This window comes from Chelativorans sp. J32, assembly GCF_000518985.1.
GTDB lineage: Bacteria > Pseudomonadota > Alphaproteobacteria > Rhizobiales > Rhizobiaceae > Chelativorans.
Genome location: NZ_JAEQ01000005.1, coordinates 52,734 through 65,121 on the forward strand (window position 1 = coordinate 52,734; position 12,388 = coordinate 65,121).

Here is a 12,388-nt window from a genome sequence, read left to right on the forward strand (position 1 = left end):
TGGCCAAGGGCAGGAGACCTCAATGATTTTCGTCATTCTTTGCCGGGATAAACCCGGTCATCTCCAACTGCGCATGGACACGCGGCCTGAGCATCTCGCCTATCTCGAGACTCTCAACGCGGAAGGAAAGCTCCGATTTGCCGGCCCATTCCTCGATGGCGACGGCAAGCCCAATGGCAGCATGGTGGCAGTGGAAGCGGCAAGCCTGGTCGATGCCGAGGCACTGGCACGTTCGGACCCCTATGCGCTTGCCGGTCTCTTCGAATCCGTCGAAATTCATCCCTGGAACTGGGTTTTCAACAAACCGGAGAACGCGTGATGGCTTACTGGCTGTTCAAGTCCGAGCCCACCTCCTGGTCCTGGGAGATGCAAAAGAAAAAGGGCGACAAGGGACAGGAATGGGACGGCGTGCGCAATTACCAGGCGCGCAACAATATGAGGGCGATGAAAATCGGCGATCTCGGATTCTTTTACCACTCGGTCAAGGAAACCAGCGTGGTTGGCATCGTCGAGATCATCGCGACGGCCCATCCCGATTCCACCACCGACGACCTGCGCTGGGAATGCGTGGATATCCGCGCGGTGCAGGACATCCCGCGGCCGGTTTCGCTGGAGGAGATCAAAGCCAATCCGAAGCTCAGGGATATGGTTCTGGTCAACAATTCCAGGCTTTCCGTTCAGCCGGTGAGCGATGCGGAATGGGAGGAAATCTGCCGTATGGGCGGGCTCGACAAGGCACCCTGATCGGCTCTGAAGGAAAGGGAGGCGACAATGGCCAAAGAAGCGCTCATCGTCATCGACATCCAGAACGACTTCTGCCCCGGTGGCGCGCTCGCCGTCGACAATGGCGACGAGGTCGTGCCGATCATCAACCGTCTCATCCAGCAATTCGACCACGTGATCCTGACGCAGGACTGGCATCCGGCCGGCCATTCCAGCTTCGCCTCCTCCCACTCCGGCAAAGCTCCATTCGAGACGATCGCAATGCCCTATGGCGAACAGACGCTCTGGCCAGACCATTGCGTGCAGGGGACGCAGGGAGCCGAATTCCATCCCGGCCTGGAATGGACGAAGGCGGAGCTGATCATCCGCAAGGGCTTCCGCGGCGGGATCGACAGCTATTCCGCCTTTTTCGAGAACGACCATGAGACACCAACCGGGCTCGCCGGCTATCTGCGCGAGCGCGGCATCGCCAAGGTGACGCTCGCCGGTCTCGCGACTGACTTCTGCGTCGCCTATTCCGCGCTGGATGCGCGAAAGCAAGGTTTCGACGCCACCGTGGTGCTGCAGGCATGCCGCGCCATCGATCTTGGCGGTTCGCTTGCCGCCATGACGCAGCGGATGAAGGCCGCCGCCGTAGAGCTGGTTTGAGGAGCTTTCAGCTAGAACCTTCTACCGTCACCCCGGCCGACAGCAGGAGGGATCATCGAGGGAACGACCGGTCCCCGCTAACGCAAAGACGGCACCGACCAGGTGCAAGATAACGCCGGGCCGCGCTCTGTGTCTCACGGCCAATAGGCCCCGGGCTTCACTCCCGGGCCGGGATGACAGCTAGGGAAATGGCAGCGATAACGACGATTAGCGTCCTCGCCTCCCGCTCAGGCGCCGGGATATGCGCGGCTGCCGAAGATCGCCGAGCCGACGCGCACGCTTGTCGCGCCGAAAGCAATGGCCGTCTCATAGTCGCCGGACATACCCATAGATAGTTTTTCCACGCCCGCTTCGCCCGCAAGCTTTTCGAGCAGGCCGAAATGCGGTCCGGGATTCTCGTCGACGGGCGGAATGCACATCAGTCCCTCGATTTCGAGCCCATGCACCTCACGGCAGCGGGCAACGAATGCCGCGGCTTCACGCGGATCGATGCCTGCTTTTTGCGGCTCCAGTCCCGTATTGACCTGGACATAAAGGCGCGGGCGGCGGCCCTGCTTCGCGATCTCCGCGGCAAGCGCGCCAGCGATCTTTTCCCGGTCGACGGTCTCGATCACGTCGAACAGGGCCACGGCCTCCCTGGCCTTGTTCGATTGGAGGGGGCCGATGAGATGGAGTTCGATATCGGGATAGGCGTCTTTCAGGCCCGGCCACTTACCTTGGGCTTCCTGTACGCGGTTCTCTCCGAAAACGCGCTGTCCTGCCTCGACAACCGGGCGAATCTCGTCCGCACCGAAGGTCTTCGAGACCGCGACGAGTGCCACGTCTTTCGGTTTCCGCCCCGCTTCGCGGGCAGCGTCGGCAATCCTGTCTCTGACCATGGTTAGATTGCGTACGGCATCGTTCATGACTTTGGGTGAAATCCTCTGGCACGCGTTCCCGACCGGCTCGATTCATGGACCGTGGAGTTGACGCTCGTCACAAACCGTGGTGAAGGTCCGCCGGAAAATATCTGTTCTTTTAAGTGAAAAACCCGGCATGGCAACCGAACGTTACAATCCGCGCACATCCGAACCCCGCTGGCAAAAGGCTTGGGAGGAAGCGCGCCTGTTCGAAACCAAGAACGATGACGGGCGCCCGACCTATTATGTGCTCGAGATGTTTCCCTACCCGTCGGGGCGCATCCATATCGGCCATACGCGCAACTATACGATGGGCGACGTGGTCGCCCGCTACAAGCGCGCCAAGGGCTTCAACGTGCTGCATCCGATGGGCTGGGACGCCTTCGGCATGCCGGCCGAGAACGCTGCCATGCAGAACAAGGTCCATCCCAAGGAGTGGACCTATCAGAACATCGCCACGATGCGCGAGCAGCTCAAGATGATGGGGCTGTCGCTCGACTGGAGCCGGGAATTCGCCACCTGCGACGTGGACTATTACCACCGCCAGCAGATGCTCTTCCTGGACTTTTACGAGAAGGGCCTGGTGACACGCAAAACCTCCAAGGTGAACTGGGATCCCGTGGACCAGACGGTGCTTGCCAACGAGCAGGTGATCGACGGTCGGGGATGGCGGTCCGGCGCCCTGGTGGAGAGCCGCGAGCTGGCGCAATGGTTCTTCAAGATCACCGACTATGCCGAAGACCTGCTGAGCGCGATCGACGGGCTGGAGGACTGGCCGGAGAAGGTGCGCCTGATGCAGCGCAACTGGATCGGCCGCTCGGAAGGCCTGTCCGTGCGCTGGGAGCTGGTGCCCGAGACGGCGCCTGCCGGCGAGCGGGAACTTGAAGTCTATACCACCCGCCCGGACACGATTTTCGGCGCGTCCTTCATGGCGATCGCGCCCGACCATCCGCTGGCCAGGAAAGCCGCGGAAAACAATCCCGGGCTTGTCGCCTTTATCGAGGAATGCCGCCACATGGGCACCTCGGTCGCAGCCCTGGAGACAGCCGAGAAGAAGGGTTTTGACACCGGAATCCGCGTCAAGCATCCCTTCGATCCCGAGTGGACTCTGCCGGTCTACGTGGCCAATTTCGTACTGATGGAATATGGAACCGGCGCCATCTTCGGATGTCCATCAGGCGACCAGCGCGACCTCGACTTCGCAAACAAATACGGCTTGCCGGTCATCCCGGTGGTGATGCCGGAAGATGCCGATGCTTCTGCCTTCCAGATCGCCGACGAGGCTTATTCCGATGACGGCGTGATGATCAATTCGCGCTTTCTCGACGGTCTCTCCAACAAGCAGGCCTTCGAGGAAGTGGCGAGCCGGCTCGAAAAGACGTTGCTGGACGGGAAGCCGGTGGCAGAGCGCAAGGTGAACTTCCGTCTGCGCGACTGGGGCGTGTCCCGCCAGCGTTATTGGGGTTGCCCAATCCCCATGATTCATTGCGAAGCCTGCGGTGTCGTACCGGTTCCCAAGGCGGATTTGCCGGTCAAGCTGCCGGATGACGTCGACTTCGAAAAGCCGGGCAATCCGCTCGACCGCCATCCCACCTGGCGCCATGTCAAATGCCCGAAATGCGGTGGGGATGCGCGCCGCGAGACGGACACGATGGACACCTTCGTCGATTCGTCCTGGTATTTCGCACGGTTCACCTCCCCGCACGCCAACGAGCCGGTGGTGCGGGACGTGGTGAATCGCTGGTTGCCGGTGGACCAGTATATCGGCGGCATCGAGCATGCGATCCTGCATCTGCTCTACTCGCGCTTCTTCACGCGTGCCATGCGCGATACGGGACACCTCGACCTAGCAGAGCCTTTCAAGGGCCTTTTCACCCAGGGCATGGTGGTGCACGAGACCTATCGCGCCGAGGACGGCCGCTGGCTGGCACCGAACGAAGTGCGGATCGAAAGCACAGGCGGGGAGCGCAGGGCGTTCGAGATCGCGACCGGAAAGCCGGCCACGATCGGCTCGCTCGAAAAAATGTCGAAGTCGAAGAAGAATACGGTGAGTCCCGAAGACATCACTGAATCCTTCGGCGCCGACACCGCTCGCTGGTTCATGCTCTCCGATTCGCCGCCCGAACGCGACGTGGAGTGGACGGACGATGGCGCCACCGGCGCGCACCGCTTTGTCCAGCGCGTCTGGCGACTGGTTGCCGAGATTGCGCCGGCGCTGCGGGAGATCGCGCCGAAAGCCGGGCGGGACGGCGATGCGGCAGCGATCTCGAAGCCGGCCCACAAGGCGCTGAAGATAGTCGGTGAAGACATCGAGCGCCTGGCCTTCAACCGTGCCATCGCCCGGATTCACCAATTGGTGAACGACCTGCAGCCAGCCTTCTCTGCGCTCGGAACGGCCGACGAAGAGAGCCGCGCGGCCGCACGCGAGGCGGTCGAAATCCTCATCCACCTGATAGCGCCCTTCATGCCGCATCTGGCCGAGGAATGCTGGGCGTGCATCGGTGGCGAAGGGCTCGTCGCGTCAAGCCGCTGGCCGGATTACGATCCGGAACTGGTGGTGGACAACACGATCCTGCTGCCCGTTCAGATAAACGGCAAGAAGCGGGGGGATTTGACAATCAGCCGCGACGCAGATCAAGCTGCGGTCGAAAAGGCGGTTCTGGAACTCGATTTCGTGCAGAAGGCGCTGAACGGCGCCGTACCGCGCAAGGTGATCGTGGTTCCGCAGCGAATCGTCAATGTGGTTGCCTGAGCGGAGGGCCAGGTTCGTGAAATTGACGATTCGCGCCGTTGCAGTGGCGGCTACAGCTCTGACGCTTATGGCCGCTTCAGGCTGTACCGTGCGGCCGCTGCTTGGGACCCAGGAGGGCTCCCAGGGGCAACAGACGGTGGCGAATCTTTCGTCGGTCTCCGTCAATCCGGTCAACACACGCTACGCCCAGGAAGTGCGCAACCAGCTCATCTTCCTGCTCAATGGCGGGGCTGAACCAGCGGCGCCCAGATACAAGCTCGATCTCACCGTGACGCGCGCCATCACCTCTGCGGCGCAAGTCCAGATCGCCCGTGATAACGAGCCCACCGCGGGCACCGCGATCCTCACCGGGAGCTATCGTCTCAGTGATGCGGCCACGGGGCAGACCTTGGCCCAGGGCAACCGGCAGGTGATGTCCGCGTTCGACCGCTCGCTGCAGGAATTCGCGGTCTTGCGTGCTGAGCGCGACGCGGAAAACCGGGCCGCCCGCGAATTGGCCGAGCTCCTGCGGCTTGCGGTTGCGCAGGACATGGTGCGCCTCAATCTGCGGTGAGGGGTAATGTGATATGATGCCATCCGGTCCACAAGCCATTTCGGGAGGAACCAAGTTCAGCGCCGCGTCTTGAGTAAGCCTGTCATTGCGCCGTCATAGATTTCGGTGAAACAGCCACAACGGAGTGCTTCGCCCATGGCCTTTCATACGACGCTGATGTCGGTTGCCGGAGTGGTCGGAAGTCGCATCCTGAAGCGACCGGCGCTGGCGACGGAAGCGTCCTCCCATATCGTCGACCAACTGATCGCCGAACGTACCACCCATCTTTCGAAGCACCCGCTGTGGCCGCTCGCCCGCCCGCTGATCTACCGCTATTTCCACTATCATCAGGCCGTCACGATGGCGGACGAGATCGCGGAACTCTCGGGCTGGGACTCGATGGCTTACATCAGCGCGCTGCTTTCGCTGAATGTGACGGCCAGGGGAAAAGAGCATATCCCGGCCAAGGGCGCCTTTATCCTGGCGCCGACGCATCCGACAGGCATTGCCGACGGCATTGCAATCTTCGACCTCATGAGGGAGCTGCGGCCGGATATGGCCGTTTTCGCGAACCGGGATGCGCTCCGGGTCAATCCGCGGTTTCGCGACATCGTCATTCCGGTCGAGTGGCGGCAGCACGAGAAGTCACACGCGAAGAGTCGCGACACGCTGGAGATGACGGCAAAGGCCTTCGCCCAGCAGAAGGCGATTATCCTCTTCCCCTCGGGCCGCATCGCCTATTGGCATGAGAAAAAGCTGACGGAGCGACCATGGCAGCCCTCCGTGGTGGCGCTTGCAAGGCGGTATGAGGTTCCGGTCGTCCCGGTCAACATGACGGCCCGCAATTCGGGCCTCTTTTATCTTCTGTCCAAATACTCGACCGAATTGCGTGACATGACGCTGTTCCACGAGCTTTTGAACAAGAAGGACCGCAGCTTCGAGATGACGATCGGCAAACCGATTCCTCCGGCAATGCTGAACGGCGGCGAGCCTACGGAGGTCGCCGCAAAGCTCCAGGACTACACGGTGACTGTCTTGGCAGAGAATCCCGACGCGGAGTTTGGCGGCTAGGCACCCTCCCCGCCGGGGGAGGGTGAGGCGCGACTCCCCTCAGCCGATTTTCTGGCCGGTTTTTGCCCAGTCGGCGAGAAAGGCTTCCAGGCCCTTATCGGTCAGCGGGTGCTTGACGAGCGCTTTCAGCACGGCCGGCGGAACGGTCGCCACGTCAGCGCCGATCAGGGCCGCTTGCTTCACGTGGTTGACCGAACGGATGGACGCCGCCAGAATTTCGGTATCGTAACCGTAATTGTCGTAGATCGTGCGGATTTCCGCGATCAATTCCATTCCGTCGATGCCCATGTCGTCCAGGCGCCCGATGAAGGGCGAGATGAAGGTGGCCCCGGCCTTGGCGGCAAGCAGCGCCTGATTCGCGGAGAAACAGAGCGTGACATTGACCATGCGGCCGCTCTCGGTCAGAGCTTTGCAGGCCTTCAGCCCATCCATGGTGAGGGGAACCTTGATGGCGATATTGTCGGCAATTTTCGAGAGGATATCGGCCTCGCGCATCATCTCCTTGAACTCGACGGCCGTCACCTCGGCAGAGACGGGTCCGTCGACGATCTCGCAAATCTCCTTGGTGACCTCGAGGATCGGCCGGCCCGATTTCATGATGAGCGAAGGGTTCGTCGTCACTCCGTCCAAAAGCCCTGTTTCGCTCAGTTCGCGGATTTCGTTCACATCGGCGGTGTCGACGAAAAACTTCATGGCTTTCTCCTTTGCGGGGGGCATGGCGGCCATTCACCACCCCAATCTATGCTCGGCCTTGCTCTAATCCAAGAAACGGGCAAGGTCACGATCAATGAGAGAAGATTCGACCATGAAACGTGTGATTCCCGTCATGGTGCCCATGCCGGCGGATCGGCCTTACTCCTATGCCGTGCCGGAAGGGATGTGCGTGGAGCCGGGCTCGATCCTCCGTGTTCCGCTCGGGCCCAGGGAAGTGGCAGGCGTAGCATGGGACGGCGACGGGGAGCCTGTCGAGGCAAAGAAGCTAAGGGAGATTTCGCAGGTATTCGAGTGCCCGCCCCTGTCACTCGAAATGCGCCGTTTCATCGAGTGGGTGGCCTCTTATACGCTTTCCCCGCCGGGCCTGGTCGCGCGGATGGCTCTGCGGGCACCTGCGGCCTTCGATCCCGAACCACCTGTCGAAGGATTGAGGCTTACCGCCAACCGTCCCGACCGTATGACGACGGCGCGCGAACGCGTGCTGCACTACGCAGCCGATGGGCAGGCCTGGACCCGATCCGGCCTCTCCCACGCGGCTGGCGTTTCGAGCACCGTGATAGACGGGCTGGTCGCACAAGGCGTTTTCGAACGTGTCGAACTTCCTCCTCAGCCGGTCGTTCCCGTGCCGGACACCGAATTCGGCCGGCCCGACCTCACACCGGATCAGCGTTTCGCAGCCGGGCGCCTGCGCGAGAAAGCCGGCGCGGATCACTTCAGCGTCGCTCTTCTCGACGGCGTGACAGGCTCCGGCAAGACGGAGGTCTATTTCGAAGCAGTCGCCGCCGCGCTCGACAGGGGCAAGCAGGTGCTCATCCTGCTACCAGAAATCGCGCTCACGCAGGCGTTCCTCGACCGCTTCCACGACCGCTTCGGCGCGAAGCCGGCGGAGTGGCATTCGGACCTCGCGCCGCGAAAGCGCGAGCGGGTCTGGCGACAGGTCGCCGAGGGACAGGTGCGCGTCGTGGCGGGCGCACGCTCCGCGCTCTTCCTCCCCTTCCGCGAACTCGGGCTTATCGTGGTCGATGAGGAGCATGACCCGGCCTACAAGCAGGAAGACCGGGTGTTCTACAACGCGCGCGACATGAGCGTCGTGCGCGGGCGGCTCGGCAATTTTCCGGTCGTGCTCGCCTCCGCGACCCCTTCGCTCGAGAGCCGTGTCAATGCAGACCAGGGCCGCTACGAGCGCATTGTGCTTTCTGCCCGCTTCGCGGACGCCGCCCTGCCCGAATTGCGGGCGATCGACATGCGCCGCTCCCCTCCCGAACGGGGCGGTTTCCTGTCGCCCGTGCTGATCGAAGCGATCGGCCGCACGATCGAGCGGCGGGAGCAGGCGCTTCTTTTTCTCAACCGCCGCGGCTATGCGCCTTTGACGCTCTGCCGTGTTTGCGGCCACAGGTTTCAATGTCACAATTGCTCGAGCTGGCTTGTCGAACACCGCTTCCGCCGGCAGTTGGTGTGCCATCACTGCGGCCATAACGAGCCCTCGCCGGAAGCCTGCCCGGAATGTGGCACGCTCGACCACCTCGTGCCCTGTGGCCCCGGCGTGGAGCGCATCGCCGAGGAGGTCGACCGGCATTTTCCCGAGGCGCGCACGATCGTGCTCTCCTCGGATTTGCTTGGCGGCGTGAAGCGGCTCAGACTGGAGCTTGAGGCGATCGCGGCTGGCGAGGCGGACATCGTCGTCGGCACGCAGCTCGTTGCCAAAGGCCACAATTTTCCGTCCATGACGCTGGTCGGCGTGGTCGATGCCGATCTCGGCCTTGCCAATGGCGATCCTCGGGCGGCCGAGCGCACGTTCCAGCTCCTTTCGCAGGTGACCGGCCGGGCCGGACGCTCCGGCAAGAAGAGCACCGGACTCCTGCAGACATATCAGCCGCAGCATCCAGTGATGCAGGCGCTGATTTCCGGTGATGCCGAAACATTCTACGAGCGGGAGATCGTAGAGCGCGAGCGCGCAGGGCTTCCCCCTTTCGGCCGCCTTGCCTCCATCATCGTCAGCGCGGCCACAAGGCAGGAAGCGGAAGGGCATGCCCGGGCGCTGCGCCGCGCCGCGCCGCCGGCAAACGAGATCGAGATCCTCGGGCCGGCGGAGGCCCCCCTCGCACTGGTTGCCGGCCGCCATCGCTTCCGCCTCTTGGTGCACGGCACGCGCCGCGCCGATATCCAGGCCTATCTTCGGCGCCTGTTGGAAGCAGGGGAGAGGCCACGCGGATCCGTCCGCGTGCAGGTCGATATTGATCCGCAGAGTTTCCTGTAATCGCCGCCAAGTGCAAGATGACCTTCGAATCGGCTATACCACTCGCCCGGCGGATGCCGGATAGGAGTGGTGCATATGAATTTCACGTTTCCTTGGCCGTACAGTCCCGGTGAGTGGCTGGCATGGATCGGTGCCGCGCTCACGATGCTTTTCGGTATCCTGCACCTGCTCGTCCCGCAGGTGTTCGGGACCGCTCCTTCCTCCCGTGGAGGCTCCCGTTCCCTCCTTGGAGGCTTTTACGCGGGAATCGGGCTCTCCGCCATATTGTTTGCCCAGCCCTTTACCTATGCGGCGCTGTGTCTTGGATGGGCGCTTGCAGCATTGGGTCAGGTTTTCTCCATTCTTTTCGACAAAGGCAGCGCTAGTGCCAAGCTGCCGATGCTGGTCGGCGCCCTATTCATGGCCGCCCTGCCGTTTCTCTTCCTTTGGGGTTATGTTTCCTGAGAAAGCGCTGATTGGCCCGCGCTTCCTGCAAAGCCCGCCGGTACACGTGCGACAAAAGAGGCGCAAATCCTTGGCCTTCCGCGTGTTGCGAGTCCGGTAAGCCTGTGCTAGACGGCAAGCGGCTTTCGGCCGGGGGGACGGCTGCGCTCTTCACCCCCGCGTTGAATTATCAACAAGGTCAAAGATTTAGCCCCGAGTCGCAGGCTTTGGGAAATCCTAGACCAAAAGCTGTGAGAAGAGACCTGATCCTGTGGCACAATCTGGCTCGATGATCTCCGGGGTAGCAGGGCGTTATGCACGCTCGCTGTTCGAATTGGCGCAAGAGGCGGGCGCCGTGGCCCTCGTGGAGGGAGACCTCGCTCGCTTCGAAGACCTACTCCGGGGCAGCGAGGATCTTCAGCGCCTGATCAAGAGCCCCGTTTTTTCCGCCGACGAGCAGCTCAAGGCGCTCGGCGCGGTGCTCGACAGGGCGCGGATCAGCGGCCTGGTCGGCAATTTCCTGCGTGTCGTGGCGCGCAATAGGCGACTTTTCGCTGTGCCGCAGATGATCCGTGCTTTTCGCGAGATCGCCGCGGAGGCGCGCGGCGAAATGGCTGCTGACGTCACGGCCGCCCACGCGCTCACGATGGAACAGGAGCGCCAGCTCCAGTCCACGCTGAAATCGGTCCTGGGCAAGGATGTCGCGGTGAAGGTCACGGTCGATCCGTCCCTTCTCGGTGGTTTGATCGTCAAGGTCGGCTCGCGCCAGATCGACACATCGCTCAAGACTAAACTCAATTCGCTCAAGCTTGCACTGAAAGAGGTCGGCTGATGGACATCCGCGCTGCGGAAATTTCCGCAATTCTAAAGGACCAGATCAAGAATTTCGGCAAGGAAGCCGAAGTTTCCGAAGTCGGCCAGGTGCTTTCGGTCGGTGACGGTATCGCCCGCGTCTACGGCCTGGACAATGTCCAGGCCGGTGAGATGGTGGAGTTCCCCGGTGGCATCCGCGGAATGGCCCTGAACCTCGAGGTCGACAATGTCGGCGTCGTGATTTTCGGTAACGACCGCGACATCAAGGAAGGCGACACGGTAAAGCGTACGGGCGCTATCGTGGAAGTGCCGGTTGGCCCCGGCCTGCTCGGCCGCGTGGTCGACGCGCTGGGCAATCCGATCGACGGCAAGGGCCCGATCCAGGCGACCGAGCGCCGCCGCGTCGACGTGAAGGCCCCCGGCATCATTCCCCGCAAGTCGGTGCATGAGCCGATGTCCACGGGCCTCAAGGCCATCGACGCGCTGATCCCGATCGGCCGTGGCCAGCGCGAGCTCATCATCGGCGACCGCCAGACCGGCAAGACCGCGATCATTCTCGATACCTTCCTGAACCAGAAGCCGCTCAATGACGGCGATGACGAGAGCCAGAAGCTCTACTGCATCTATGTCGCCGTCGGCCAGAAGCGTTCCACCGTCGCACAGCTGGTGAAGGTGCTTGAGGAGCGCGGTGCGCTTGAATATTCGATCGTCGTCGCCGCCACCGCTTCCGACCCGGCGCCGATGCAGTTCCTGGCTCCGTTTGCCGGCTGCGCCATGGGCGAATATTTCCGCGACAACGGCAAGCATGCCGTGATCGCCTATGACGACCTCTCCAAGCAGGCGGTTGCGTACCGTCAGATGTCGCTGCTGCTCCGCCGTCCGCCCGGACGCGAAGCCTATCCGGGCGACGTGTTCTACCTGCATTCTCGCCTTCTCGAGCGTGCGGCGAAGATGAACGACGAGAACGGCTCCGGCTCGCTGACCGCTCTCCCCGTCATCGAGACGCAGGCGAACGACGTGTCGGCCTACATCCCGACCAATGTGATCTCGATCACCGACGGCCAGATCTTCCTCGAGACGAACCTGTTCTTCCAGGGCATCCGCCCGGCCGTGAACGTCGGCCTCTCGGTGTCCCGCGTGGGTTCCGCCGCGCAGATCAAGGCCATGAAGCAGGTGGCCGGTTCGATCAAGGGTGAGCTTGCGCAGTACCGCGAGATGGCGGCTTTCGCCCAGTTTGGCTCTGATCTCGATGCCGCCACCCAGCGCCTGCTCAACCGCGGCGCACGCCTGACGGAGCTGCTCAAGCAGCCGCAGTTCTCTCCGCTCAAGACGGAGGAGCAGGTTGTGGTGATATTCGCCGGCGTGAACGGCTATCTCGATCGGCTCGCACTGAAGGATGTGGGACGCTTCGAGGAAGCGCTGCTCACCCACATGCGCAGCGAAGGCAAGGAGATCCTTGACGCCATCCGCAAGGAAAAGGCCCTGTCGGACGATCTGCGCGCCAAGCTCAAGGCTGAGATCGACGCCTTCGCCAAGAACTTCAGCTAAGGGTCGAA

12 protein-coding genes are annotated in these 12,388 nt (G+C 62.4%); 10 read left to right on the forward strand and 2 right to left on the reverse strand.

Translation table 11 applies throughout. The features are described from left to right. Nucleotides 1-22: 22 nt before the first annotated feature. Genes CHEJ32_RS0109300 through pncA form a run of 3 tightly spaced genes read left to right on the forward strand, consistent with a single transcriptional unit; the run spans nt 23 to nt 1,371 of the window. Nucleotides 23-319: a YciI-like protein gene (locus tag CHEJ32_RS0109300; protein ID WP_028033630.1), complete on the forward strand. Its 297-nt coding sequence runs from the start codon at nt 23-25 to the stop codon at nt 317-319. Then, the gene (locus CHEJ32_RS0109305; protein ID WP_028033631.1) at nt 319-744 is read left to right on the forward strand and encodes an EVE domain-containing protein; all 426 of its coding nucleotides are present in this window, start codon (nt 319-321) and stop codon (nt 742-744) included. The genes CHEJ32_RS0109300 and CHEJ32_RS0109305 overlap by 1 nt, the downstream gene beginning before the upstream one ends. A gap of 27 nt (nt 745-771) precedes the next feature. Then, nucleotides 772-1,371, forward strand: a complete 600-nt coding sequence (pncA, locus tag CHEJ32_RS0109310; RefSeq protein WP_028033632.1) for a bifunctional nicotinamidase/pyrazinamidase — start codon at nt 772-774, stop codon at nt 1,369-1,371. Between the two features lie 227 nt (nt 1,372-1,598). Here the strand turns inward: pncA and CHEJ32_RS0109315 are convergent, their stop codons facing one another. Beyond that, on the reverse strand, nt 1,599-2,276 hold the full coding sequence (locus CHEJ32_RS0109315; RefSeq protein WP_028033633.1) for a YggS family pyridoxal phosphate-dependent enzyme: 678 nt from the start codon (nt 2,274-2,276) through the stop codon (nt 1,599-1,601). Nucleotides 2,277-2,406: 130 nt separating this feature from the next. Here CHEJ32_RS0109315 and leuS point away from each other — a divergent pair, with 130 nt between their 5' ends. The 3 genes from leuS to CHEJ32_RS0109330 all read left to right on the forward strand — a co-directional run bounded on the left by leuS (nt 2,407) and on the right by CHEJ32_RS0109330 (nt 6,625). Continuing rightward, the gene (leuS, locus tag CHEJ32_RS0109320) at nt 2,407-5,022 is read left to right on the forward strand and encodes a leucine--tRNA ligase (protein ID WP_028033634.1); all 2,616 of its coding nucleotides are present in this window, start codon (nt 2,407-2,409) and stop codon (nt 5,020-5,022) included. 16 nt (nt 5,023-5,038) lie between these two features. Beyond that, the gene (lptE, locus tag CHEJ32_RS0109325; protein WP_245261047.1) at nt 5,039-5,575 is read left to right on the forward strand and encodes an LPS assembly lipoprotein LptE; all 537 of its coding nucleotides are present in this window, start codon (nt 5,039-5,041) and stop codon (nt 5,573-5,575) included. Between the two features lie 135 nt (nt 5,576-5,710). Further along, nucleotides 5,711-6,625, forward strand: coding sequence for a GNAT family N-acetyltransferase (locus CHEJ32_RS0109330; RefSeq protein ID WP_028033636.1), 915 nt, complete (start codon nt 5,711-5,713; stop codon nt 6,623-6,625). A gap of 39 nt (nt 6,626-6,664) precedes the next feature. Here CHEJ32_RS0109330 and fsa read toward each other — a convergent pair whose 3' ends face one another. Next, nucleotides 6,665-7,318 (reverse strand): fructose-6-phosphate aldolase, encoded by a 654-nt coding sequence (gene fsa, locus CHEJ32_RS0109335; RefSeq protein ID WP_028033637.1) that lies wholly within the window; start codon nt 7,316-7,318, stop codon nt 6,665-6,667. A gap of 94 nt (nt 7,319-7,412) precedes the next feature. Between fsa and CHEJ32_RS0109340 the strand changes: the two genes are divergently transcribed. The 4 genes from CHEJ32_RS0109340 to atpA all read left to right on the forward strand — a co-directional run bounded on the left by CHEJ32_RS0109340 (nt 7,413) and on the right by atpA (nt 12,380). After that, a complete protein-coding gene (locus CHEJ32_RS0109340; protein WP_028033638.1) occupies nt 7,413-9,596 on the forward strand; it encodes a primosomal protein N' in 2,184 nt (727 codons plus the stop codon). 75 nt (nt 9,597-9,671) lie between these two features. Then, entirely contained in the window at nt 9,672-10,040 is a 369-nt protein-coding gene (locus CHEJ32_RS24300; RefSeq protein ID WP_034658149.1) for a hypothetical protein, read from the forward strand. A gap of 268 nt (nt 10,041-10,308) precedes the next feature. Then, nucleotides 10,309-10,851 carry a F0F1 ATP synthase subunit delta gene (locus tag CHEJ32_RS0109350; RefSeq protein ID WP_371179797.1) on the forward strand — a complete coding sequence of 181 codons (543 nt, stop codon included), beginning with the start codon at nt 10,309-10,311 and terminating at the stop codon, nt 10,849-10,851. After that, nucleotides 10,851-12,380, forward strand: coding sequence for a F0F1 ATP synthase subunit alpha (gene atpA, locus CHEJ32_RS0109355; protein WP_028033640.1), 1,530 nt, complete (start codon nt 10,851-10,853; stop codon nt 12,378-12,380). Before CHEJ32_RS0109350 ends, atpA begins: the two co-directional genes overlap by 1 nt. Nucleotides 12,381-12,388 lie beyond the last annotated feature (8 nt).